This is a genomic window from Knoellia sp. B-D-2 (assembly GCF_057714695.1).
Genome location: NZ_CM173189.1, coordinates 2,954,989 through 2,977,957, shown reverse-complemented (window position 1 = coordinate 2,977,957; position 22,969 = coordinate 2,954,989). Strand labels below are relative to the sequence as shown.

The window sequence follows — 22,969 nt, the reverse complement described above, 5'->3', positions numbered from 1 at the left end:
CGGTGTCGGCCCCTGCCGAGCCGGACCCGGTCACCTCCGACCGGTGAGCTCCCAGGCGTCCTCGCTGTCGTCCTCGTCCTCGTCCCACGACTCGACCCGCGGCCGGCTCTCGAGGTCGGCAGCCACGGCGTCGACGCCGTAGCGGTCGTGCGGGGCAGGTCGCGGCTCCGGGCGCGGTGACGCCTCCGACGGGGCGTCGAGCGCCTCGTTGTCGAAGGCAGGGTCGGCGTCGAGCACCTCGTCGCCGCGCATCAGGGCGAGGGTCGTCGGCAGGTCGTCGGGGCGGACGAGCACGTCGCGGGCCTTGGAGCCCTCGGACGGGCCGACGACGCCACGGGACTCCAGGAGGTCCATGAGTCGGCCGGCCTTGGCGAAGCCGACCCGCAGCTTGCGCTGCAGCATCGACGTCGACCCGAACTGCGTCGTCACGACGAGCTCGGTGGCCTGCAGCAGCAGGTCGAGGTCGTCGCCGATGTCGTCGTCGATCTGCTTCTTGGACGCGACGACGGTGACGTCGTCGCGGTAGGTCGGCTTGAGCTGGCCGGTGACGTGGGCGACGATCTCCTGGATCTCGGACTCGGTGACCCAGGCACCCTGGACACGCATGGGCTTGCTCGAGCCCATGGGCAGGAAGAGTCCGTCACCCTGGCCGAGCAGCTTCTCGGCGCCGGGCTGGTCGAGCACGACCCGGCTGTCGCCCAGCGACGACGTCGCGAACGCCATCCGGCTCGGCACGTTGGCCTTGATGAGGCCGGTGACGACGTCGACCGACGGGCGCTGGGTGGCGAGCACGAGGTGGATCCCGGCGGCCCGCGCGAGCTGGGTGATGCGGACGATCGACTCCTCGACGTCGCGCGGCGCGACCATCATGAGGTCGGCGAGCTCGTCGATGATGACGAGCAGGTAGGGGTAGGGGTGGATGACGCGCTGGGAGCCGGGCAGCGGCTGCACCTTGCCCGACTTGACCGCCTTGTTGAAGTCGTCGACGTGCTTGTAGCCGTAGGCCGCGAGGTCGTCGTAACGGGTGTCCATCTCGCGCACGACCCACTGGAGGGCCTCGGCGGCCTTCTTGGGGTTGGTGATGATCGGGGTGATGAGGTGCGGGATGCCCTCGTAGGCCGTGAGCTCGACCCGCTTCGGGTCGACGAGGACCATGCGCACCTCGTCCGGCGTGGAGCGCATGAGCACCGACGTGATCATCGAGTTGATGAAGCTCGACTTGCCCGAGCCCGTCGCACCGGCCACGAGGAGGTGGGGCATCTTCGCGAGGTTGGCGATGACGTAGCCGCCCTCGACGTCCTTGCCGACGCCCATGACCATGGGGTGGTGGTTGTCGCGCGCGACCCGGCTGCGCAGGACGTCGCCGAGGCAGACCATCTCCTTGTCCGGGTTCGGGATCTCGATCCCGATCGCGGACTTGCCCGGGATGGGGCTGAGGATGCGCACGTCGGCCGACGCGACGGCATACGCGATGTTCTTGGAGAGCGCGGTCACGCGCTCGACCTTGATGCCGGGGCCGAGCTCGACGACATAGCGGGTGACCGTCGGGCCGCGGGTGAACCCGGTGACCTGGGCGTCGATGCCGAACTCGTCGAGGACGGTCGTCAGCGACTCGACGACCCGGTCGTTGGCCTCGGAGCGCTCCTTGTGCGGCGCGCCCTGCTTGAGTGCGGCGTTGTCGGGGAGCGTGTAGGTGATGTCGCCGGCGAGGGACAGCTGCTCGACGCGCTGCGGCAGCGGCGTCGTCGGGGGCGCCTCGAGCCGGACCTGCTCGACCGGTGCCGCGGAGGGGGCGAGGACCCCGGGAGCGGTCGGGCGCTTCTGGCCGGGGCGGAAGCCGCTGTCGTCCGCGGCCGGGGCCGGCGTCGCCGGCGCCTTGCCCTTGCCGGACCTGCCCTTCTCCTCGTAGTCGACGATCGCCGCCTGCTCGTAAGCCTCGTCGCCGACCATCGGCTCGTCGGTGAAGTCACGGCGGCGCCGCGGCTTCTTGACCGGGACCTCGTCGGTGACGTCGGCGTCGCGCTCGGGCAGCGGGTGCCCGAGGAGCGCGGCCCGCAGGTGGTCGAACCGGTTCGGGATCTCGTGCACGGGCGTCGCGGTGAGCACGAGCAGCCCGAAGATGCCGAGGAAGAGGAGCAGCGGGATCGTGCCGTAGACGGAGACCGCCGCCTCGAGCGGGCTCGAGGCGAGGAAGCCGATGATGCCGCCGGCCGCGCGCATCCCGTCGGCCCCGGCCGGGGGCTGGGGGATGCCGGCGGAGACGTGGACCACGCCGCAGGCCGCGAAGGCGAGCAGGGCGGTGCCGATGGACATGCGGTTGGTGGCCGAGTGTCCCCGCGGGGTGCGCCACAGGTGGAGGCCGAAGAGGAGGAGGACGATGGGGAGGGCGTAGGCGACGCGCCCGAAGGTGCCCGCGACCACGGCGTGGACGGCGTTGCCGACGACACCGGTGAGACCCCACCACTCGCGGGCGGCGACGACGACGGCGAGCGCGATGAGGGCGAGGCCGGCGCCGTCGCGGCGGTGCTCGGGCTCGAGGTCCTGGCCGACGTAGGAGACCTTGCGGACGGTCCCGCCGGTGACGTGGGCCAGGCCCATCCAGGCGCCCTTGACGGCGGCGAGGGGCAGGGGGGTGGCGCCCTTGGCGGGTGCCTTCTTGCGGCTCGTCGTGCGAGCGGGCGCGCGCCGGTTCGCCGGACGGCTGCTCGCCGTGCGGGAGCGCGCTGGTGTCGTCGAACGAGAGGCCATGCTCCGCACCCTAGGCGAAAGTCACCCTGGACACACGCGTCACACGCGCCCCACCGACTGATTGCGCATTCCGCCCGACGAGCCCCCCGACTGATTGCGCATTCCGCCCGACGAGCCCCCCGACTGATTGCGCATTCCGCCCGGCGAGCTCCGGCGAGCCGGTCGGAATGCGCAATCAGTCGGTCAAGAGACGGCGAGCGCCAGCGAGCCGGTCGGAATGCGCAATCAGTCGGTCACGAGACGAGTCACGCTTCGATGACGACGGGGATGATCATCGGGCGGCGACGGATCTTGCGGCCGACCCACCCGCCGATGGCGCGCCGCATGACCTGCTCGAGCTGGTAGCTGTCGACGACCCCCTGCGCCGTCGCGTCGTCGAGCGCCGCGACCAGGCTCGGCATGACGTCGTCGAAGACCACGTCGCTCTCGATGAAGCCGCGGGCGGTGATCTCGGGTCCGGCGACGATCTTGCCGCTCGAGGAGTCCATGACGACGATGACCGAGATGAAGCCCTCGTCGCGCAGGATCCGGCGGTCCTTGAGCAGGCCCTCGTCGGCCTCCCCCACCGAGGACCCGTCGACGTAGACGTAGCCGCAGGGCACCGCCCCCGCCACGCGGACCCGGCCGTCGACGAGGTCGACGACGACGCCGTCCTCGACGACGACGACACCCCGGGGGTGGACGCCCGTCGCGAGCGCGAGGTCGGCGTTGGCCCGCAGGTGCCGCCACTCGCCGTGCACCGGCATGACGTTGCGCGGCTTGACGATGTTGTAGCAGTAGAGGAGCTCGCCTGCGCTGGCATGGCCCGAGACGTGGACGCGGGCGTTGCCCTTGTGGACGACGTCCGCGCCGAGGCGCATGAGCCCGTTGATGACGCGGTGGACGGCGTTCTCGTTGCCCGGGATGAGCGAGGAGGCGAGGAGGACGGTGTCGCCCTCCCCCACCTCGATCTGGTGGTCCCGGTTGGCCATCCGCGACAGGGCCGCCATCGGCTCACCCTGCGAGCCGGTGCAGATGAGCGTGACCTTGTCGTCCGGCAGGTCTCCGAGCCGCTTGAAGTCGACGAGGATGCCGTCCGGCACCTTGAGGTAGCCGAGGTCGGCGGCGATCCCCATGTTGCGGACCATGGAGCGGCCGACCATCGCGACCTTGCGGCCGGACTTCTCGGCGGCGTCGAGGACCTGCTGCACGCGGTGCACGTGCGAGGAGAAGCACGCGACGATGATCCGGCGGCGCGCGTCGCGGAAGACCCGGTCGATGGCGGGGGCGATGTCCTTCTCGGGGGTCGTGAACCCCGGCACCTCGGCGTTGGTCGAGTCGGTCATGAAGAGGTCGACGCCCTCCTCACCGAGACGCGCGAAGGCACGCAGGTCGGTGAGCCGGCCGTCGAGCGGCAGCTGGTCCATCTTGAAGTCGCCGGTGTGCAGGATCGTCCCGCCGGGCGTGCGCACGAACACCGCGAGCGCGTCGGGGATGGAGTGGTTCACGGCGACGAACTCGCAGTCGAAGACGCCGAACGTCTCGCGGTCGCCCTCCTTCACGGTGAGCGTGAGGGGCGTGATCCGGTGCTCCTTGAGCTTGGCCTCGATGAGGGCCAGGGTCAGCTGCGAGCCGACGAGGGGGAGGTCGGGCTTGAGGCGCAGCAGGAACGGGACGGCCCCGATGTGGTCCTCGTGGCCGTGGGTGAGGACGACCGCCTGGACGTCGTCGAGCCGGTCGGCGATGTGGCTGAAGTCCGGGAGGATGAGGTCGATGCCCGGGTGGTGGTCGTCGGGGAAGAGGACGCCACAGTCGATGACGAGCAGCTGGCCGCGGTGCTCGATGACGGCCATGTTGCGGCCGACCTCGCCCAGGCCGCCGAGGGCGACGACACGGACGCCGCCGTCCACGAGGGCCGGCGGCAGGGTGAGCTCGGGGTGCGGGTGGCTCACCGCAGCCCTGCTTCCGCGAGGCCGTGACGCAGGACGTCGAGGTGCTCCGGGGGCGACTCGACCAGCGGCAGCCGCACGAACGCCGACTGGATGACGCCGAGCTCGACGAGGGCCGCCTTGGCCATGATCGCCCCCTGCGACTGGGTCATGATCGCGTCGACCGCGGGGATGAGCCGGTGGTGGATCTCCCGGGCGGACGCGTAGTCCCCCCGGTTCGTGGCAGCCAGCATCGCGGCATACTCCCTGCCGGCGACGTGGCCGACGACGGAGACGACCCCGACGGCGCCCTGGGCGAGGTGGGCGAGGCTGAGGACGTCGTCGCCGCTGAACCAGAGCAGGTCGGTCGCGGCCATGACGTGGCTCGAGGCCCAGAGGTCGGCCTTGGCGTCCTTGACGGCCAGGATCCGCGGGTGCTCGGCGAGGGCGATCAGCGTCTCCGTCGCGAACGGCGTGCCGGTCCGCCCGGGGATGTCGTAGAGCATGATCGGCAGCTCGGTCGAGTCGGCGACGGCGCGGCAGTGCGCGAGCAGCCCGGCCTGGGTCGGCTTGTTGTAGTACGGCGAGACGAGCAGCAGCGCGTGGGCTCCGACCGCGGCCGCCCGGGCCGCCATCTCGATGCTGTGCGCGGTGGCGTTGGACCCGACCCCGGCGGTGACGGCGGCCCGGTCCCCGGCCGTCTCGACCGCGATCCGCACGACGTCGATGCTCTCGTCGTCGGTCAGCGTCGCGGACTCGCCGGTCGTGCCGTTGACGACGATCCCGTCGTGACCGGTCGCAACGAGGTGCTCGACGACCGCACGCACCCCCACCTCGTCGACCGATCCGTCGGGATGCATGGGGGTGACCATGGCCGTGAGGACCCGGCCGAAGGGGTTCGTCGTCATGCGGCTCAGGGTAGTGGGTGCCGTCCGAGGGCGCGGCTACGCTCTGGCCCATGCGCCAGTACCTCGACCTGCTCGACCGCATCCTCGACGAGGGTGTCGAGAAGTCCGACCGGACGGGCACCGGCACCCGCTCGGTCTTCGGCCACCAGATGCGGTTCGACCTCGCCGAGGGGTTCCCCGTGGTGACGACGAAGAAGCTGCACCTCAGGTCGATCATCGGCGAGCTGCTGTGGTTCCTGCGCGGCGACACCAACGTGCGCTGGCTGCAGGAGCGGGGCATCTCGATCTGGGACGAGTGGGCCGACGAGCTCGGCGACCTCGGCCCCGTCTACGGGCACCAGTGGCGCTCGTGGCCCACCCCCGACGGGCGCGAGGTCGACCAGATCGCCAAGGTCATCCACTCGATCCGCACCAACCCCGACAGCCGCCGCCACATCGTCAGCGCCTGGAACGTCGCCGACGTCGACGACATGGCGCTCCCTCCGTGCCACGCCCTGTTCCAGTTCTACGTGAGCGACGGCCGCCTGTCGTGCCAGCTCTACCAGCGCTCGGCCGACGTCTTCCTCGGGGTGCCGTTCAACATCGCCTCCTACGCGCTGCTCACGATGATGGTGGCCCAGCTCACCGACCTCGAGCCGGGCGAGTTCGTCCACACTCTCGGCGACGCGCACCTCTACTCCAACCACCTCGAGCAGGCCCGCCTCCAGCTCACCCGTCAGCCGCGGGCCCTCCCGACGATGACGATCGCGCGCAAGGACAGCATCGACGCCTACGACCTCGACGACTTCGAGCTCGTCGGCTACGACCCGCACCCGCCGATCAAGGCGCCCATCGCGGTCTGACCTCACGACGTCCGTATGCCGTCCGCGCGAGGTCCGTGTGCCGTCCGCGCACGCCGTGCGCACGACGTGAGCGGACGGCATACCGGCGGGTGTCGGTGGGTCATACAGTGAGCGGCATGACCCAGGTGACACTCATCGCGGCGGTGGGACGCAACGGCGTCATCGGTGCCGACAACGACATGCCATGGCACCTGCCCGAGGACTTCGCCTTCTTCAAGCGGACGACGATGGGCCACGCGATGATCATGGGGCGAAGGACATTCGACTCGATCGGACGGGTCCTCCCGGGTCGGCGCACCATCGTCATCACCCGGCAGCCGGACTGGCACCACCCCGACGTCGAGACCGTCCACTCGCTCGACGACGCGCTCGGACTCGCGGGTCCCGAGGGTGAGGTCTTCGTCGCCGGTGGCGGCGAGGTGTACCAGCAGGCGATGCCGTTCGCGCGCCGCCTGCTCATCACCGAGGTGGACCAGGAGCCCGAGGGCGACGTGCGCTTCCCCGAGATCGACCGGACGCAGTGGCGCGAGACCGCGCGCGTGGAGCGCGACGGCTTCGCCTGGGTGACCTACGAGCGCTGAGCCCTGAGCGGGTCGACCGGCCCGGTGGAGGTGAACCGCTCGCGGTGGATGTGCCCGGCGGCGATGCCCTGACCGCCGAGCCACGACTCGACGTCGGCGATGAGGCCCTCGGGCCCGCACAGCCACCAGTCGTCGACCCCCTCGATGCCGCCGACGTCGCCGAGCACGTCGCGCACGACCAGCGCGTCGATCCGGCCGCGGCGCACCCCGGGCACGCGCTCACGGCTGAGGACGTGCTCCACGCGGAGCCGCCCGTCGGCGACGGCCTCCAGCATGTCGAGCTCGCGGCCCAGGACGGTCGACTCCCGGGTGCGGTTGGCGACGATGAGGTCGACCGTGGACTCCGGGTGCTGCTCGAGGGCCGCGGCGGCGATCGCGAGGACAGGCGTGATGCCGGAGCCGCCGACGACCCCGACGTGGTGGCGCGGCACGTCGACCTCGTCGAGCACGAACTCCCCCAGCGGCGGCAGGACCCCCATGACCTCGCCGACCTCGACCTCGGTGGCCAGCCACGGGGACATCCGCCCGCCCTGCACCGCGGCGGCCGCGACCCGGATGATGCCCTCGCTGCGGGCGCGGCTCGGCGGCACCCAGATCGAGTAGGACTGGCGGACGTCCTCGCCACCGACGAGGGCCCGCAGCGTGACGTACTGCCCGGCCCGGTAGTCGAGGAAGACGGGCATCGTGCCGACGTCGAACCCGATCGACACGGCGTGCTCGGCGACCGGGTCCACCTCGGCGACGACGAGGGGACGGAAGACCGGGTGCGGCCTCGTGGGCCGACGGAGCAGGGACACGGCCCCATCCTCACAAACGCCGCCCGGTTAGGCTCGACCGCGTGGCGATTCACTCACGCAGCACGGACCGGGTCACGGTCATCACCCTCGACCGACCGGAGCGACGCAACGCCCTGAACCTCGACGCCCTCGACGAGCTCGACGGAGCCGTCGAACGGGCAGCCGGCGACTCCCGGGCCCTCGTCGTCACCGGGGCCGGCGGCCACTTCTGCGCCGGCGCCGACCTCACCGAGCTCGAGGACGTCGGCTTCACCGACCGTCTCGCCGAGGTCCTGGCCCGTCTGTCCGCGGCGCCGGTCACCACGGTCGCGGCGATCTCGGGGTCGTGCATGGGGCTCGGGATGCAGCTCGCCGTGGCGTGCGACCTCCGGGTCGTCACCGACGACGCGCGGTTCGCCGTCCCGGTCGCCAGGCTCGGACTCATGGTCGACCACTGGACGCTCGAGCGGGTGACCCGTTTCTGGGGCGAGGGCGCGGCCCGGCACATGGTGCTGACCGGCGCGGTGCTCACGGCCGACGACGCGTGGCGGCTGGGCTTCGCGCAGGAGCGCGGCGACCTCGACGCAGCGGTGGCGCTGGCATCGCGCGCCGCCGACCTCGCTCCCCTCACCCAGGCCGGGTCCAAGCTCGGGTTCGAGGCGCACGGCGGCGACCACGCCGAGGTCGCACGCTACGAGGCGGCCTTCGCCACGGCGTGGTCGAGCGACGACCTGTCGGAGGGACGCGCCGCCTTCCGCGAGCGCCGCACGCCGGAGTTCCTGGGCCGATGAGCGAGCACGAGGGACACTCGCACGCCGCCGGGCCGACCGCCGACGCGAGCGTGCGCACGGCCGTGCCGACCGACGCGCCCGCCGTCGGGGTGGTGCAGGCGGCCGTCTGGGCCCAGGCGTATGCCGGCCGCGTGCCCGACGACGTCGTCGCCCAGTTCGTCGCCCCCTCCTTCGCGAAGGCGTGGCGCAGCTCGCTCGAGCACCCGCCGGAGGGCGTCCACCGGCTGCTCGTGGCCCGCGCCGGCGAGCAGGTCGTCGGCTTCGCCGCCATCGGCCCGAGCCAGGACCCCGACGCCGGTCCGGCGCGCGGTGAGGTCACCGCCATCGGCGTGCACCCCGGCGGCCGGCGGCTCGGTCACGGCTCGCGGCTGCTCAACGCCTGCGTCGACCACCTGCGCGGCGCCGGCGCCGAGGACGTCGCGATCTGGGTCCTCGCCGACGACGAGGCCACCCGGGCCTTCCTCGTCGCCTCGGGGCTCGGGCCCGACGGGGCCTACCGTGACCGGGTGGTCTCCCCCGACGGCGACACCCTGCGGGAGGTGCGCCTCGTCGCCTCGCTCGCTCCCGACGACGCGGAGCAGGAGGGGTGAGCGCGGCCGACGCGCACGAAGGTGCGCACGCGGCATACGCACCGCTGGCCGGTGGGCAGCGCAAAGCCGTTCTGCGACAGTCCCTCTCGGTCGGCGTGGCGACCGGCGCGTACGGCATCAGCTTCGGTGCGCTCGGCGTCGCGTCGGGGCTGAGCATCCTGCAGACCGTCGCCCTGTCCGTCCTGCTCTTCAGCGGCGGGTCGCAGTTCGCGGTCGTGGGCATCCTCGGGGCGGGCGGCACCGGGCCGGCGGCGGTCGCGACGTCCACCCTGCTCGGCCTGCGCAACGGGCTCTACGCGCTGCAGACCTCGCGCCTCCTCGGGGTGGGCGGCCTGCGTCGGCTCCTCGCCGCCCACGTCACCATCGACGAGTCGACGGCCGTCGCGGTGGGCCAGGAGAACCGGCACGCCGGCCGGCTCGGCTTCTGGGCGACCGGGCTGACCGTCTTCGCCCTCTGGAACCTCATGACGCTCGTCGGGGCGTTCGTCGGCAACGCGCTGGGCGAGCCGGAGCGGTGGGGGCTGGACGCCGCCGCTGCCGCGGCCTTCACCGCGCTGCTGTGGCCGCGCCTGCGCAGCCGCGACGCGGCCGCGACGATGGTGCTCGCCGTCGCGATCGCGCTCCTCACCTCACCCCTGCTGCCGGTGGGGGTACCGGTCATCCTCACGGTGCTCGCCGCGGTCGTCATCGGGCTGTCCGGCGGCGGCCGCCACGAGCGGGTCGACCCGGAGGACGTGCCGTGAGCTCATGGACGATCGTGCTGCTCGCCTCCGGGCTCTCCTTCGCCACGAAGCTCGCCGGCTACCTCGTGCCGGCCGCGTGGGCCGACGGGCCCAGGCGCAGCCGGGTGCTCGCGCTGCTGCCGGTGGCGCTGCTCGCCGGCCTCGTGGCGATCCAGACCTTCGGCGGCGACGACGGGTCGCTCCACGTCGACGCCCGGCTGGCCGCGGTCGGGGCGGCGGTCGTGCTCCTGCTGCTCCGGGCGAACTTCCTCGTCGTCGTCATCGGGGCCGCGGCGGTGGCGGCGGGCCTGCGGGCGCTCGGCTGGGGTTGAGGGCGCACGGACGAGAGGTCACGACACCCCGCATGGGCGGACGGCATACGGGGTGTCGTGACCACTCGTCCGTGGGCTGTGGAGAACGCGGGATCGGTCGGCGGCGCTGCGACCACGCTGGTGCGGTGCGTCCTGCCCCTCTACCCGAGCCCCTGCGGACGGCTCCCATCACCCGGGACCTGGCCCGGGACTCGGGCGTGCCGCTGAGCAGGCTCGACCGCGGTGACCTCACCGTCGTCACCCGCGGGGTGCGGGTCGTCACACCGCCGTCGTCGCTGCAGGCCCGGGCCGCAGCCTTCGCCGCGGCGATGCCCCGCGAGGACCACGCCTTCTCCCACGTCACGGCGGCCATCCTCTGGGGACTCCCCCTGCCCACGAGGGTCGAGGGCCAGTTCGACCTCGACGTCGTGTGGTCGACGCGACGGGGTCGGGTGCGCCGGGACGGGTGCATCGGCCACCGCGGGCTGGAGTCGCGCGTGGTGTGCGACCACGCCGGGCTGCGCGTGACCGCGCTCGCCGACACCTGGTGCGACCTCGGCGAGGTGCTGCGTCGCGGGCTGACGCGTGACGACCTGGTCGTCGCCGGGGACGCCGTCGCGAACCTGCTCCGCACCGATCCGGACGAGGAGCCCGTGCAGCTCATGGCGGAGAGACTCCGCGGCCGCGTCCGACCGCGTGGCAAGGTCCTGCTCACCGAGGCGCTGGGGCTCGTGCGCCCCGGCGTCAGGTCCCCGATGGAGACCCGTACGCGCCTGATGTTCCACCGCGCCGGCCTGCCCGAACCCGAGCTCAACGTGCCCGTGATGTTCGAGGACGGTGGGTGGATGCTCGAGGGCGACTTCGTGTGGCGCCGGCAGCGGGTGATCGGCGAGTACCAGGGCGCCCACCACGCGACCATCCGCCAGCGCGGCGTCGACCACGCCCGGCGGCTGCTCGCGGAGGACGACGGCTGGACCTTCCTCGAGCTCTTCGCCGACGACGTCTTCACGCGCAGTCGTCGGATCGCGACGCTCACCCGTCTGGGTGCCGCCCTGGGGGTGCCCGCCGGTGACCTCCACCTGTGGTGAGCGGGTCGAGAGGTCACGACACCCCGCAAGGGCGGACGGCAGACGAGGTGTCGTGACCTGTCGACTCAGATGCCGAGGTAGTGCTCGAGCCCGACCGTGAGTCCTGGGTGGTCGCCGACCTGGCGGACTGCGGCGATGACCCCCGGCATGAAGGAGACGCGGTCGAAGGAGTCGTGGCGGATCGTCAGCATCTCGCCGGTCTGCCCGAAGAGCACCTCCTGGTGCGCGACGAGGCCGCGCAGACGGACCGAGTGCACGGGTATGCCGTGTGAGCGGGCACCGCGTGCACCGTCGGGGTCCACCGTGGTCCCGTCGGGGACGTCGCCGAGGCCCGCCTCCTCGCGCGCCCGCCCGATGAGCTCGGCGGTGCGAGCCGCGGTGCCGGACGGTGCGTCGACCTTGTCCGGGTGGTGCAGCTCGATGACCTCGACAGACTCGTAGAACTCGGCGGCCTTCTGGGCGAACGCCATCATGAGGACCGCGCCGATCGCGAAGTTCGGGGCGATGAGCACGCCCACCTCGGCGTGGGCCGCGAGGCGCGCGCGCAGGTCGGACACGGCGCCGTCGTCCCACCCGGTCGTGCCCACGACGACGTGCACGCCGCGGTCGACGCAGTGCGCGACGTTGGCCGCCGAGGCGGCCGGGACGGAGAACTCGACGACGACGTCGGCACCGGCCAGGTCGCCGAGGTCGTCGCCCTCGTCGAAGCGCCCCACGAGCTCGAGGCCGTCGGCCGCCTCCACCGCCCGGCACACCTCCGAGCCCATCCGGCCGGCTGCGCCGATGACCGAGACCGTGCGGGGAGCGCCCGTGTTCGCATTCACGCCGTGAGCCTAGCGGCGACCGGTGCGTCTCTCTGCGCGGTACGAATCGGCGGGCCGTTCACCTTCCGTTCATCTTTCGTCTATCATGAGATGAACATCAGGTGAACGAGGGGAATCCGCCATGAAGAAGGTCGTCGCGACCGCGACCGGTCCGGCGTGCCTGACGCTGCGCTGGGTCCCCGTGATCCGCGACGGACGCACCTGCATGGAGATGCGCTGGGTCGCCCCGACCCCGGTCCCCCGCACCACGCGCGTCGCCTGACGGCCACCCCACCTCGGTCAGTCCACCGACCGGCCGCTCCACGGTGCGGCTGCAACGGGAACAGGCCTCGGCGCCGCGCCAGTGCACGGCACACCACCGGGGCAGGTCCACCGGTGAGGGCGACGAGGTCGACGGTGGCGTTGTCGTCCAGGTAGTTCATCACCGCGATGATGTCGCTCGCGGCGGTGAAGACGATGTCGTCGTCCGTGGTGAAGACGAGCTCGATCCCTGCGTGTCGAGGGCGTTGCGGCCCGCGGGGACGCTTGCTTGTTGAAGGGGCATCGCGATGACATCGACCCGCTCCCAGACCGGTCACCGGCACGCGGGAGTTGTCGGGGACGACGATCCGGCCGTCGAAGACGGTGCGGGCACTCGCCAGGCACTCGCCAGGCCCCGCCGCACCGCACGCCGACGGGGCGGCACACCGTGTCGGTGTACCGCCCCGTCGTCACGCGAGTGCGCGTCGGGTCACTCGTCGCCGGAGGTGTCTCCGGACTCGGAACGCTGGCCACGGCCACGGCCCCCGCGGCGACGACTGCGCTGGCGGCGCTCGCCACCGTCCGTGGACTCGCCGGACTCGGCAGAGTCGCCGGAGTCGGTCGACCCGGTCGCGTCGTCGCTGCCGTCGACCTCGACGGGAGCGTCGAGCTCGGCCGGGGCGTCGTCGAAGGTCGGGGCAACGGCCTCGGCCGGAGCCTCGGAACCCGCGTCACCCTCGGAGTCGGTCTCACCCTCGGCGATGACGGCCGCGAGCGACAGCTTGCCGCGCGGGTCGACCTCCTTGAGCTCGACCTGGACCTTCTGGCCCACGGCGAGGACGTCGTCGACGTTGTCGATCCGCTTGCCGCCGACGAGCTTGCGCACCTCGGAGATGTGCAGCAGGCCGTCCTTGCCGGGCAGGAGCGAGATGAACGCGCCGAAGGTCGTCGTCTTGACGACGGTGCCGAGGAAGCGCTCGCCGACCTCGGGCATCTGCGGGTTGGCGATCGCGTTGATCGCCGCGCGGGCCGCCTCGGCCGACGGACCGTCCGTGGCACCGATGTAGATGGTGCCGTCGTCCTCGATGGAGATCTGGGCGCCGGTGTCGTCCTGGATCTGGTTGATCATCTTGCCCTTCGGGCCGATGACCTCGCCGATCTTGTCGACGGGGACCGTCACCGAGATGACGCGAGGAGCGAAGGGGCTCATCTCGTCCGGGACGTCGATCGCCTCGTTCATGACGTCGAGGATGTGCAGGCGGGCCTCACGGGCCTGGGTCAGCGCGCCGCCGAGCACGTCGGCGGGGATGCCGTCGAGCTTGGTGTCGAGCTGGATGGCCGTGACGAACTCGCGGGTGCCGGCGACCTTGAAGTCCATGTCGCCGAACGCGTCCTCGGCACCGAGGATGTCGGTGAGGGCGGCGTACTGCGTCTGTCCGTCGACCTCGGCGGTGACGAGGCCCATCGCGATGCCCGCGACCGGGGCGCGCAGCGGCACACCGGCGTTGAGCAGCGACAGGGTCGACGCGCAGACCGAGCCCATGGAGGTCGAGCCGTTGGAGCTGAGCGCCTCGGAGACCTGGCGGATCGCGTAGGGGAACTCCTCACGCGTCGGCAGGACCGGCATGAGCGCACGCTCGGCGAGCGCTCCGTGACCGATCTCGCGGCGCTTCGGCGAACCGACCCGACCGGTCTCACCGGTGGAGAACGGCGGGAAGTTGTAGTTGTGCATGTAACGCTTGCGCGTCACCGGCGACAACGTGTCGAGCTGCTGCTCCATGCGAAGCATGTTGAGGGTCGTGACGCCCATGATCTGGGTCTCGCCCCGCTCGAAGATCGCGGAGCCGTGCACCCGCGGCAGGACCTCGACCTCGGCGCTGAGGGCGCGGATGTCGGCGAGGCCACGGCCGTCGATGCGGACCTTGTCGGTGATGATGCGCTGACGGATCAGCTTCTTCTGGACGGCGCGGTAGGCCGCGGAGACGTCCTTGGACTGGTCCGCGTACTCACCCTTGACGTCCTCGCCGTCGCCGACGAGGGCGAGGTGCAGCTCGGACTTGATCTCGTCGAGACGGTCCTCACGCTCCTGCTTGCCGGCGATCTGGAGGGCCGCGGCGGTCTGCTCGGAGACCTTGGCCTCGACCGCGGCGTACAGCTCGTCGCTGTAGTCGAGGAAGAGCGGGAACTCCTGGATCGGCTTGGCGGCCTCGGCGGCCAGCGACGCCTGTGCCTCGCACAGGGTCTTGATGAAGCCCTTCGCGGCCTCGAGCCCGGCGGCGACGACGTCCTCGGTGGGCGCGGTCTTGCCCTCGTTCTTGACGAGGTTCCACGTGTAGTCGGTGGCCTCGGCCTCGACCATCATGATCGCGACGTCGCTGTCGTCGGCGTCGCCGACAACCCGTCCGGCGACGACCATGTCGAAGGTCGAACGCTCGATGTCGGAGAACTGCGGGAAGGCGACCCACTGGTCGTCGATGAGCGAGACGCGGACGGCACCGATCGGACCCGAGAACGGCAGGCCGGAGATCTGGGTGGACGCCGACGCCGCGTTGATCGCGAGGACGTCGTACTGGACGTCCGGGTTGAGCGCGAGCACCGAGATGACGACCTGGACCTCGTTGCGCAGGCCCTTGGTGAAGGTCGGGCGCAGCGGGCGGTCGATGAGACGGCAGGTGAGGATCGCGTCGGTGGACGGGCGGCCCTCGCGACGGAAGAACGAACCGGGGATCTTGCCCGCGGCATACATGCGCTCTTCGACGTCGACGGTCAGGGGGAAGAAGTCGAACCCCTCGCGCGGGTGCTTCCCGGCGGTGGTGGTGGAGAGGAGCATCGTGTCCTCGTCCAGGTAGGCGGCAACTGCGCCTCCGGCCTGCTTGGCCAGTCGTCCGGTCTCGAACCGAACCGTGCGGGTGCCGAACGAGCCGTTGTCGATGGTGGCTTCGGCGAACGTGATCTCAGGACCCTCCATGGGTCCTCCTTTTCTTGAGTGTCAGACCGTGCATCGTCGTTGTGCACGGGTTCTCGTGATGGTCGTGCTGGTGGTACGTCCTGCTATGGAGTTGTTCTGCACATCCGAAAGAGCGGCCCTCCGTGAAGGAGAGCCGCTCCGACGGAAATCGGTGGGTCAGCGACGCAGACCGAGGCGCTTGATCAGCGAGCGGTAGCGCTCGATGTCGATGTCCTCCAGGTAGCGGAGGAGGCGGCGGCGGCGGCCGACGAGGAGCAGCAGGCCACGACGGCTGTGGTGGTCGTGCTTGTGCTCGCGGGAGTGCTCCGTGAGGTCGAGGATGCGCTGGGTGAGGAGCGCGATCTGGACCTCGGGGGAACCGGAGTCGTTCTCGGTCGTGGCGTACTCGGACATGATCTTCTGCTTGACGTCTGCGTCCAAAGGCATGGGCGAGAGACTCCTTCTGGTGTGGTTGCGCGGCGCTCCCGGGCTGGTTCACCGAGGCTCTCTGGATCCGCGGCCGATTCTCACGGCGTGGCAAGGCTACCAGTGGGCGTGTGGGGGCCCTAATCACGCTCGACGCGGCCGTGAGTGCGCGCGAGGGCTTCCGCGCCGCTCGCCACCGTCCGATCCCGCACCCTGTCGGCCGCGGAGCATCTGCGTGAAGACGCCGTCAGGTCAGCGGCCACCTGCCGGGCACACCGGTGACCACCACCCCGCCCGGCACGTCGCACGTCACCACGGCACCCGCGCCGACGACGACGTCCTCACGCACCAGGAGACCCAGCAGGATCGTCGCGCTCACTCCCACGAGCGTGGCCGCGCCGACGGTGACCTCACCGGAGACGACCGCCCCCGCGTCCACCGAGACGAAGTCGGCCAGCAGAGCATCGGGACCGATGGTCGCGTGCGGGGCGAGATGCACATGTCTCCCGAGCCTGACGTTCGTGGAGACGACGGCCCCGGAGCAGATCACCGCTCCCGGACCGATTGAGGGATCCGAGCCGATGACCGCGCCCGGGTGGATCGCGGAGATCGCCGTGAACTCGGCAGCGTCCAGACGCTCGACGAGCGAGACCCGGGTCTGGGGGTGGCCAACGCCCAGCACGTAGCCGACCGAGGTGTCCCCCGCCGCGATGAAGTCGGCGACCGACCCGAGGTGCGTCACGCCGCGCGCGTCCAGGCGATCGCGGTCGGCCGGCGACGGGGCGTCGTCGACGACCCCAAGGACCTCGAGCTCCGAGCCGCCCTCCCGCATCGCTTCGAGGACGTCGAGGCACTCGCGCCCGAACCCTGAGGCCCCGATGACGACGACCCGCTGCCGTCGCGTCTCAGGCGGCGGGAGTCGGATCCTGCTCATGGTCCGACGACCTCGTGCCACCGGTGAACGGGCTCATGTTGCCTCGCCCTCTTCGCTGATCCCTGGTCGCCGCACCACCGCGACCACCGTAGGCCCGAGAATAGACACCTCGAGAGCGCAGGTTCGGCGTTCGATGCAACTGCCGTCGAGCGCGAACCGCGCCTCGCGCGACGGTCCTCGACACGGCACCTGCCCGCGCCCGGGGATGCCCGAGGATGCCCGGGGATGCCCGGGCTCAGCGGATCGGGATGAGCGGGTTGAGGGCAGCAGGGGTGAGCGGTCCGCACCGGTCGCACAGTCGGACACCCTTGACGACGCGTGTGTGGCGGCGTCCGCAGGCCAGGGCCGCGCACTGGTCGAGGTGGGGCACGCTGGGTCGTGCCGGGACGGTCGGGCGGGAGCGACGGAACCGAGACAGGATGCTCACGCGGTCACCCGGGCCGGAATGAGCTGGTCACGCAGCCGTGCGCCGGCATCCAAGCCGACCGTGACCGAGCCCCCTGCGACGATCTGCGACCTCAACCCCGCCCCCCGAACCTTTGTGAGACCGTCAGGTAGTGACGACGCGGCCCACGATAGGAGGGACGTCGAGTTGGCGAGTGCGAACGCCACGAAATCCCCCCTGTGGCACTGGGTGGTAGCCCAGTCAACTAGTTGCGCATGGCCCGAATGGGTCAGACACTCCCCGAGACCCGGCCGCCGACGACTGTCGTTGACACCTCGAGCGATCGCAGGTGGGCCGCCGCCTCCGGTCCGGACTCCCCTGCGGCGGAGGGGTCCGCGTCGAGCAGCACGAGGTCGGCCAGGCTGCCGACACCCACCGTCGGGGCACCGTCGAGGCTGCCGGCCAGCGCTTCCGTGACCGTGATCGTCTCCTGCGCGTTCCACTCCTCGCGGTCGTCACCCGTGCGGTGGACGGCCGCCGCCATGGCCTCCCACGGGTCCAGAGGCGCGACCGGCGCGTCCGAGCCGAGCGCCAGCGTCACGCCGGCACGGAGCATCGAGCGCAGCGGGAAGCACCGGTCCGCCCGGTCGGGCCAGCACTGGTGCGTGACGTCGCGGTCGTCGATGAGGTGCGCCGGCTGGACGCTCGCCACGACACCCAGGCGAGCCATCCGCTCGAGGTCCGGGAGTGCCACGAGCTGGGCATGCTCGATCGACCCGGTGGCACCCGTCGACGTGAAGGCGTCGAGGGCGATGCCCACAGCCGCATCCCCGATCGCGTGCACCGCGACGTCGAGCCCGTGGGCCCTGGCTCGGGCGAGCAGGTCGGCGAGCTCCTCGGGCGAGTTGTTGGCCCGTCCGCGGGGGTGCTCGAGGACGTCGTCGCCCACGTAGGGGTCGTGGCAGAACGCGGTCCGGGTGTTGAGCGACCCGTCGCTGATGATCTTCAGCGGCCCCATCGTCACGAGCCCGGCCTCGTCGAGGACGTCACCCGAGCGGCGTCCGGCGGCGATGGTGTCGGCCAGCCCCACGGCATACGTCGCGGTGCGAACCCGGAGCACCGCGAGCCCGGACGCGGAGCGCTCCGCCCACTCGGTCGCGTTGTCGGCCCACTCCATGTCGCGCACCCCGACGACGCCGCGACGCAGGGCCGCGTCGAGGACCTTCGCGTATGCCGTCCGCCCGCCTTCCGGTGTCCGCGTCACCTCGTCGAGCCGGGCGAAGACCGGGAACCACTCGTTCTCCTCGACGACGGTGTCCCTGGGCGCGACCCCGAGAAGGCGCAACGCCGCCGAGTTGAGCCAGCCGTGGTGGGCGTCGCCGCTGATGAGGACGACCGGCATCACACCGCTCACGGCGTCGAGCTCGGCGACGGTGGGCTGGCGCTCCCACCCGGCGGTGCGGTGGCCGAACCCCTGGAGCACCGTGCCGGGGGCTCCCCCGGACCTCGCGCCGATCTCGGCAGCGACGAGCCGCACGACCTCGTCGGCGCTCGACGTGGAGGACAGGTCGAGGCGGGTGGCGTTCGCGGCCCACTGGCCCAGGTGCACGTGCTGGTCCCACAGCCCCGGGGCGAGCCAGCGACCCTCGGCCTCGAGGACCTTGTCGGCGCCGGTGGGGCGCAGCGTGGGCGCCACCTCGACGACGCGGTCACCCTCGACCCTGACGTCCACCGGGACGTCGAACTCTCCCTCGGGCGCGGGGCGGCCGGCGATGGGGACGAGCCGGGCCTGGCGGATGAACAGCGAGCTCACGCGGTGATCCTAGGAGGAGAACCGCTCGAGGCCGGTTACGGTCTCACCATGGCGACGACCGAACTGTCCCCGGACCTCCAACACGGGCTCCGCAGGTGGAACCTCGCCGCCGCGGCGCTGCACGTGGCCCAGGCCGCCGCCGTCGTCGTCCTCGCGACCGACTTCGCCCTGCCCGTCACGGCCGGGTACCTCGCGGGGCCACCCGGAACCGCACCCCAGGAACCGACAGTCCTGTTCGACCTGTCCACCGGGCTGGCGGTGGCAGCGTTCCTCGCGCTGTCGGCCCTCGCGCACCTCCTCGTCTCCACGGTGTGGTTCCGCGGCTACGTCGCCGACCTCGCTCGGTCGATCAACCGGGCCCGCTGGGTCGAGTACTCGCTGTCGAGCTCGCTCATGATGGTGGTCATCGCCCAGCTCGTCGGGATCGCCGACGTCACGGCCCTGCTGGCGATCGCCGGGGTCAACGCGTCGATGATCCTCTTCGGCTGGCTGCAGGAGAAGTACGAGCAGCCTCGCGGTGGTGGCTGGCTCCCCTTCTGGTTCGGGTGCATCGCCGGCGCCGTGCCGTGGCTCGCGGTCGTGCTCTACGTGGTCGCCCCGGGGTCGCCGTCCGAGGCGAGTCCTCCCGGCTTCGTCTACGGCATCGTCGTCTCGCTCTTCCTCTTCTTCAACGTCTTCGCGCTCAACCAGTGGCTGCAGTACCGCGCCCGGGGCCGCTGGGCGGACTACCTGTTCGGGGAGCGGGTCTACATCGTCCTCAGCCTGGTCGCCAAGTCCCTGCTCGCGTGGCAGGTCTTCGGAGGCACCCTCGCGGGATAGGTCACACCCGGGACGCGCCGACCGGCGGCCCGCGTGGGGTTACCGTGGAGTATCCGCTCCGCCGATCGCCCGAGGACGCCTCCATGGCTCACATGACCCCACGCACGGTGCGTCTGCACGGTCACGAGCTGTCCTTCGTCGACAGCGGCTCCGGCCCGGCCCTGCTCTTCATCCACGGGATCCTCGGCTCGCAGCGGCAGTGGTCCCGGCTCGTCGACAGGCTCCATGACGACCACCGGGTGCTCGTGCCCGACCTCTTCGGCCACGGCGACTCGGCCAAGCCACTGGGTGACTACTCGCTCAGCGCGCACGCCGCCGCCATGCGCGACCTCCTCGACCACCTCGGCATCGAGCGGGTCACCCTCGTGGGGCACTCGCTCGGCGGTGGCATCGCCATGCAGTTCTTCTACCTCTTCCCCGACCGCGTCGACCGGCTCGTCCTCGTCGCCAGCGGGGGCCTGGGCCGCGAGGTGAACCTCGTCCTGCGTTCCGCGACGCTCCCCGGCGCGGAGCAGGTCCTCAGCGTCGTCGCCTCGGCGCCGGTGCTGTCGAAGGTCGAGGCCCTCGGCCGGGTCGCGGGAAAGGTCGGCTGGCGGGCCGGCTCGGACCTCACCGCCGTCTGGCGCGGGTTCACCTCCCTCGGCGACGGTGAGAGCCGCCGCGCGTTCCTCGCCACCACCCGGGCCGTCATCGACCTCGGCGGGCAGAGCATCAGCGCCCACGACCACCTCGAGGACGCACCGTCGGTGCCCGTGCTCATCGTCTGGGGCTCCAAGGACCGGATGATCCCGGCGTGGCACGCCCTCAGCGCCCAGCGCGCGGTCCCCCACTGTCGCGTCGAGCTCTTCGAGGGAGCGGGCCACTTCCCGCACCTCGACGACCCTGAGCGATTCACCCGGGTCCTGCGCGAGTTCGTCTCCCCCGCATCCGCGGAGGAGCCACCCGCCTCGGCGTAGGCCAAAGCCGTCCGCGACGCCGACTCTGGCGCGCGCCGGCCACGGCGGGGATGCTGGGCACATGGTGAGGACACCGCCGGAGGACGTCGCACACCTGTGGCAGCAGGCATACCGGGCCGCGATCGCGTTCCGTGAGGGCGTCGGCGACCGCGCCGCAGCCCCGGCGGAGGACTACGCCGCGTCGCTGCGCTCGTTCGTCGCGCCGCTGCCGGAGTCGGGCTCGCACCCGTCCGAGGTGCTCGACGACCTCGTGCGCCGCGCCGACCGAGGGCTCATGACCCCGACCGGTCCCCGGTTCTTCGGGTGGGTCATCGGCGGCTCCCACCCGGCGGGCGTCGCGGCCGACTGGCTCACGAGCGCGTGGGGACAGAACGCCGGCAACCACCAGGCCTCGCCCGCGGCCTCGGCGGCGGAGAAGGTCGCCGCCGGCTGGCTGCTCGAGCTCCTCGACCTGCCCCGCGAGGCGTCGGTCGGGTTCGTCACCGGGGCGACCGTCGCGAACGTCACGGCGCTCGCCGCCGCCCGCGGCGAGGTCCTGCGGCGCGTCGGGTGGGACGTCGAGCGCGACGGCCTGTTCGGGGCCCCGGAGGTGACCGTCGTCATCGGCGCCGAGGCGCACACGACGGTGTATGCCGCGTTGCAGCTCCTCGGGCTCGGTCGCGACCGCGTCACCCGCCTGCCGGTCGACGACCACGGGCGGGTGCTCGTGCGACCGGCCCTCGAGGTCCTGTCGCGGCTGGAGCCGCCGGCGATCGTCGTGCTGCAGGCCGGGCACGTCAACACCGGGGCCTTCGACGACTTCACGGCGATCGTCCCCGCGGCCCGGGCCGCCGGTGCCTGGGTGCACGTCGACGGGGCGTTCGGCCTGTGGGCGCGGGTGTCCGAGCAGACGTCCCACCTGGCCCTCGGCCTCGAGGAGGCCGACTCCTGGGCCGTCGACGGCCACAAGTGGCTGCAGACCCCGTACGACTCCGGCTTCGTCGTCGTCCGGGACGAGCAGGCGCACCGACGCGCCATGACGATCGCCGCGAGCTACCTGCCGACCCCCGGCGAGGGCGAGCGCGACCCGTCCCACTACGTCCCGGAGCTCTCGCGGCGGGCGCGCGGCTTCGCGGTGTGGGCGATGATCCGCACGCTCGGTCGGGACGGCATCCGGGAGGTGGTCGAGCGGCACTGCGCGTGTGCGCGGCTCGTCGCCACCCGCCTGCGCGCCGAGCCGGGCATCGCCGTCCTCAACGTCGTCGACCTCAACCAGGTGCTCGTCCGGTTCGGGTCCGACCGTCCCGACGACGAGGGCGACCGCGTCACCCGGGCGACCATCGACCGCATCCGCGCGGACGGCGTCTGCTTCACGGGCGGGGCGCAGTGGTGGGGACGCGAGGTGATGAGGCTGTCGGTCATCGGGTTCGAGACCGACGCGGACGAGGCGGCGCGCAGCGCCGAGGCGATCGTCACGGCATACCGCTCGGTCGTGGCGGCGGGTTCCGCGCCCGGGTCTTGAACATGTGACCATTTGGTCACATACTTGCCACATGGATGCGGACCAGCTCGTCTTCCGGGCACTGGCCGACCCGACGCGTCGGGCCATCCTCGACGCGCTGTTCGACGCCGACGGACAGACCGTCGGCGCGCTCGTCGCCCTCTTCCCCGCCGTCACCCGCTTCGCGGTGATGAAGCACCTCACCGTGCTCGAGGAGGCCGACCTCGTCGCGACCCACCGTGTCGGTCGCGAGAAGCACCACCACCTCAACCCCGTCCCCATCGCGCAGATCGCCGACCGCTGGGTGAGCAAGTACGCGCAGCCGTTCACCCGCACGCTCCTCGACCTCAAGGGCGCCGTGGAGACCCCGCACCACAAGGAGAAGACATGACGACGCAGCACGTCTACGAGATCGACATCCGGGCGGAGGTCGGGGACGTCTGGGACGCCCTCACCGACCCCGCGTCGACCCGGCAGTACTTCCACGCCACCCACTGGACCTCGCCCCCCGTGGCCGGTGATCCGTTCCAGACGCACCTGCCGGACGGCCGGGTCGCGATCGACGGCCTCGTCGAGGAGGTCGACCCGCCCCACCGTCTCGTCCACACCTGGCACCCCCTCTACGACGACGGGCTCGCCGCGGAGCCGCCCAGCCGCGTGGCCTGGATCCTGACCCCGGTCGGGGACGGGCTCACCCGGCTCCGGCTCGTCCACGACCGACTCGACGCGAGCCCGCTCACGGCCGAGAACGTGCGCGAGGGCTGGGTGAGCATCCTCGACTCCCTGAAGTCGCTGCTCGAGACCGGCTCGGCGCTGCCGTCCGGCGCGTCGACCCGCTGAGCGGCCGTGCGCGAGGAGGCGGTGCGCTGGGGGCCACGCCG

23 protein-coding genes are annotated in these 22,969 nt (G+C 71.9%); 13 read left to right on the top strand and 10 right to left on the bottom strand.

The window, feature by feature from the left end:
• Positions 1–30 precede the first annotated feature (30 nt).
• From AC3EU2_RS14065 to dapA, 3 genes are all read right to left on the bottom strand, one after another.
• Positions 31–2,748, bottom strand: coding sequence for an FtsK/SpoIIIE family DNA translocase (locus tag AC3EU2_RS14065; RefSeq protein WP_488176914.1), 2,718 nt, complete (start codon positions 2,746–2,748; stop codon positions 31–33).
• 245 nt (positions 2,749–2,993) lie between these two features.
• Positions 2,994–4,679, bottom strand: coding sequence for a ribonuclease J (locus AC3EU2_RS14060; RefSeq protein ID WP_488176913.1), 1,686 nt, complete (start codon positions 4,677–4,679; stop codon positions 2,994–2,996).
• Positions 4,676–5,563 carry a 4-hydroxy-tetrahydrodipicolinate synthase gene (gene dapA, locus AC3EU2_RS14055; RefSeq protein WP_488176912.1) on the bottom strand — a complete coding sequence of 296 codons (888 nt, stop codon included), beginning with the start codon at positions 5,561–5,563 and terminating at the stop codon, positions 4,676–4,678. The genes AC3EU2_RS14060 and dapA overlap by 4 nt, the downstream gene beginning before the upstream one ends.
• Before the next feature lie 50 nt (positions 5,564–5,613).
• Here dapA and AC3EU2_RS14050 point away from each other — a divergent pair, with 50 nt between their 5' ends.
• Positions 5,614–6,405 (top strand): thymidylate synthase, encoded by a 792-nt coding sequence (locus AC3EU2_RS14050; RefSeq protein ID WP_488176911.1) that lies wholly within the window; start codon positions 5,614–5,616, stop codon positions 6,403–6,405.
• Between the two features lie 116 nt (positions 6,406–6,521).
• Positions 6,522–6,986, top strand: a complete 465-nt coding sequence (locus AC3EU2_RS14045) for a dihydrofolate reductase (RefSeq protein ID WP_488176910.1) — start codon at positions 6,522–6,524, stop codon at positions 6,984–6,986.
• On the opposite strand, the gene AC3EU2_RS14040 is transcribed toward AC3EU2_RS14045, so the two are convergent.
• Entirely contained in the window at positions 6,974–7,783 is an 810-nt protein-coding gene (locus tag AC3EU2_RS14040; RefSeq protein ID WP_488176909.1) for an FAD-binding oxidoreductase, read from the bottom strand. The two genes, AC3EU2_RS14045 and AC3EU2_RS14040, sit on opposite strands and share 13 nt — an antisense overlap.
• A 41-nt stretch (positions 7,784–7,824) precedes the next feature.
• On the opposite strand from AC3EU2_RS14040, the gene AC3EU2_RS14035 reads away from it, so the two are divergent.
• From AC3EU2_RS14035 to AC3EU2_RS14015, 5 genes are all read left to right on the top strand, one after another.
• Complete coding sequence (locus AC3EU2_RS14035; RefSeq protein ID WP_488176908.1) at positions 7,825–8,553, top strand: enoyl-CoA hydratase-related protein; 729 nt, start codon at positions 7,825–7,827, stop codon at positions 8,551–8,553.
• A complete protein-coding gene (locus AC3EU2_RS14030) occupies positions 8,550–9,143 on the top strand; it encodes an N-acetyltransferase family protein (RefSeq protein ID WP_488176907.1) in 594 nt (197 codons plus the stop codon). Before AC3EU2_RS14035 ends, AC3EU2_RS14030 begins: the two co-directional genes overlap by 4 nt.
• On the top strand, positions 9,140–9,886 hold the full coding sequence (locus AC3EU2_RS14025) for an AzlC family ABC transporter permease (protein WP_488176906.1): 747 nt from the start codon (positions 9,140–9,142) through the stop codon (positions 9,884–9,886). Before AC3EU2_RS14030 ends, AC3EU2_RS14025 begins: the two co-directional genes overlap by 4 nt.
• Entirely contained in the window at positions 9,883–10,197 is a 315-nt protein-coding gene (locus AC3EU2_RS14020; RefSeq protein WP_488176905.1) for an AzlD domain-containing protein, read from the top strand. Before AC3EU2_RS14025 ends, AC3EU2_RS14020 begins: the two co-directional genes overlap by 4 nt.
• Before the next feature lie 125 nt (positions 10,198–10,322).
• Positions 10,323–11,264, top strand: a complete 942-nt coding sequence (locus AC3EU2_RS14015) for a hypothetical protein (protein WP_488176904.1) — start codon at positions 10,323–10,325, stop codon at positions 11,262–11,264.
• 65 nt (positions 11,265–11,329) lie between these two features.
• Here AC3EU2_RS14015 and dapB read toward each other — a convergent pair whose 3' ends face one another.
• Positions 11,330–12,088 (bottom strand): 4-hydroxy-tetrahydrodipicolinate reductase, encoded by a 759-nt coding sequence (gene dapB / locus AC3EU2_RS14010; protein WP_488176903.1) that lies wholly within the window; start codon positions 12,086–12,088, stop codon positions 11,330–11,332.
• Between the two features lie 121 nt (positions 12,089–12,209).
• Here dapB and AC3EU2_RS14005 point away from each other — a divergent pair, with 121 nt between their 5' ends.
• The gene (locus AC3EU2_RS14005; protein ID WP_488176902.1) at positions 12,210–12,350 is read left to right on the top strand and encodes a hypothetical protein; all 141 of its coding nucleotides are present in this window, start codon (positions 12,210–12,212) and stop codon (positions 12,348–12,350) included.
• 468 nt (positions 12,351–12,818) lie between these two features.
• On the opposite strand, the gene AC3EU2_RS14000 is transcribed toward AC3EU2_RS14005, so the two are convergent.
• The 5 genes from AC3EU2_RS14000 to AC3EU2_RS13980 form a co-directional block, all read right to left on the bottom strand.
• Positions 12,819–15,296: a polyribonucleotide nucleotidyltransferase gene (locus AC3EU2_RS14000; protein WP_488176901.1), complete on the bottom strand. Its 2,478-nt coding sequence runs from the start codon at positions 15,294–15,296 to the stop codon at positions 12,819–12,821.
• Positions 15,297–15,452: 156 nt separating this feature from the next.
• Positions 15,453–15,722 carry a 30S ribosomal protein S15 gene (gene rpsO / locus AC3EU2_RS13995; protein ID WP_035936369.1) on the bottom strand — a complete coding sequence of 90 codons (270 nt, stop codon included), beginning with the start codon at positions 15,720–15,722 and terminating at the stop codon, positions 15,453–15,455.
• 226 nt (positions 15,723–15,948) lie between these two features.
• Positions 15,949–16,635: a PglD-related sugar-binding protein gene (locus AC3EU2_RS13990; protein WP_488176900.1), complete on the bottom strand. Its 687-nt coding sequence runs from the start codon at positions 16,633–16,635 to the stop codon at positions 15,949–15,951.
• Between the two features lie 235 nt (positions 16,636–16,870).
• Positions 16,871–17,062, bottom strand: coding sequence for a hypothetical protein (locus AC3EU2_RS13985; protein WP_488176899.1), 192 nt, complete (start codon positions 17,060–17,062; stop codon positions 16,871–16,873).
• 247 nt (positions 17,063–17,309) lie between these two features.
• Positions 17,310–18,833: an amidohydrolase gene (locus AC3EU2_RS13980; RefSeq protein ID WP_488176898.1), complete on the bottom strand. Its 1,524-nt coding sequence runs from the start codon at positions 18,831–18,833 to the stop codon at positions 17,310–17,312.
• 48 nt (positions 18,834–18,881) lie between these two features.
• On the opposite strand from AC3EU2_RS13980, the gene heR reads away from it, so the two are divergent.
• The 5 genes from heR (at position 18,882) to AC3EU2_RS13955 (ending at position 22,928) form a co-directional block, all read left to right on the top strand.
• Positions 18,882–19,652: a heliorhodopsin HeR gene (gene heR / locus AC3EU2_RS13975; RefSeq protein WP_488176897.1), complete on the top strand. Its 771-nt coding sequence runs from the start codon at positions 18,882–18,884 to the stop codon at positions 19,650–19,652.
• Between the two features lie 92 nt (positions 19,653–19,744).
• Complete coding sequence (locus AC3EU2_RS13970) at positions 19,745–20,608, top strand: alpha/beta fold hydrolase (RefSeq protein WP_488176896.1); 864 nt, start codon at positions 19,745–19,747, stop codon at positions 20,606–20,608.
• A 61-nt stretch (positions 20,609–20,669) separates the two neighbouring features.
• Entirely contained in the window at positions 20,670–22,109 is a 1,440-nt protein-coding gene (locus AC3EU2_RS13965) for a pyridoxal phosphate-dependent decarboxylase family protein (RefSeq protein ID WP_488176895.1), read from the top strand.
• 31 nt (positions 22,110–22,140) lie between these two features.
• Entirely contained in the window at positions 22,141–22,479 is a 339-nt protein-coding gene (locus tag AC3EU2_RS13960; RefSeq protein ID WP_488176894.1) for an ArsR/SmtB family transcription factor, read from the top strand.
• On the top strand, positions 22,476–22,928 hold the full coding sequence (locus AC3EU2_RS13955) for an SRPBCC family protein (protein WP_488176893.1): 453 nt from the start codon (positions 22,476–22,478) through the stop codon (positions 22,926–22,928). The genes AC3EU2_RS13960 and AC3EU2_RS13955 overlap by 4 nt, the downstream gene beginning before the upstream one ends.
• Positions 22,929–22,969 lie beyond the last annotated feature (41 nt).

Bases quoted from the DNA above. Each gene is read 5' to 3' on its own strand.
- AC3EU2_RS14065 (WP_488176914.1), bottom strand. From the start codon at position 2,748: ATGGCCTCTCGTTCGACGACACCAGCGCGCTCCCGCACGGCGAGCAGC.
- dapA (WP_488176912.1), bottom strand. From the start codon at position 5,563: ATGACGACGAACCCCTTCGGCCGGGTCCTCACGGCCATGGTCACCCCC.
- AC3EU2_RS14050 (WP_488176911.1), top strand. From the start codon at position 5,614: ATGCGCCAGTACCTCGACCTGCTCGACCGCATCCTCGACGAGGGTGTC.
- AC3EU2_RS14045 (WP_488176910.1), top strand. From the start codon at position 6,522: ATGACCCAGGTGACACTCATCGCGGCGGTGGGACGCAACGGCGTCATC.
- AC3EU2_RS14030 (WP_488176907.1), top strand. From the start codon at position 8,550: ATGAGCGAGCACGAGGGACACTCGCACGCCGCCGGGCCGACCGCCGAC.
- AC3EU2_RS14005 (WP_488176902.1), top strand. From the start codon at position 12,210: ATGAAGAAGGTCGTCGCGACCGCGACCGGTCCGGCGTGCCTGACGCTG.
- AC3EU2_RS14000 (WP_488176901.1), bottom strand. From the start codon at position 15,296: ATGGAGGGTCCTGAGATCACGTTCGCCGAAGCCACCATCGACAACGGC.
- rpsO (WP_035936369.1), bottom strand. From the start codon at position 15,722: ATGCCTTTGGACGCAGACGTCAAGCAGAAGATCATGTCCGAGTACGCC.
- AC3EU2_RS13990 (WP_488176900.1), bottom strand. From the start codon at position 16,635: ATGAGCAGGATCCGACTCCCGCCGCCTGAGACGCGACGGCAGCGGGTC.
- heR (WP_488176897.1), top strand. From the start codon at position 18,882: ATGGCGACGACCGAACTGTCCCCGGACCTCCAACACGGGCTCCGCAGG.
- AC3EU2_RS13970 (WP_488176896.1), top strand. From the start codon at position 19,745: ATGACCCCACGCACGGTGCGTCTGCACGGTCACGAGCTGTCCTTCGTC.
- AC3EU2_RS13965 (WP_488176895.1), top strand. From the start codon at position 20,670: ATGGTGAGGACACCGCCGGAGGACGTCGCACACCTGTGGCAGCAGGCA.
- AC3EU2_RS13960 (WP_488176894.1), top strand. From the start codon at position 22,141: ATGGATGCGGACCAGCTCGTCTTCCGGGCACTGGCCGACCCGACGCGT.
- AC3EU2_RS13955 (WP_488176893.1), top strand. From the start codon at position 22,476: ATGACGACGCAGCACGTCTACGAGATCGACATCCGGGCGGAGGTCGGG.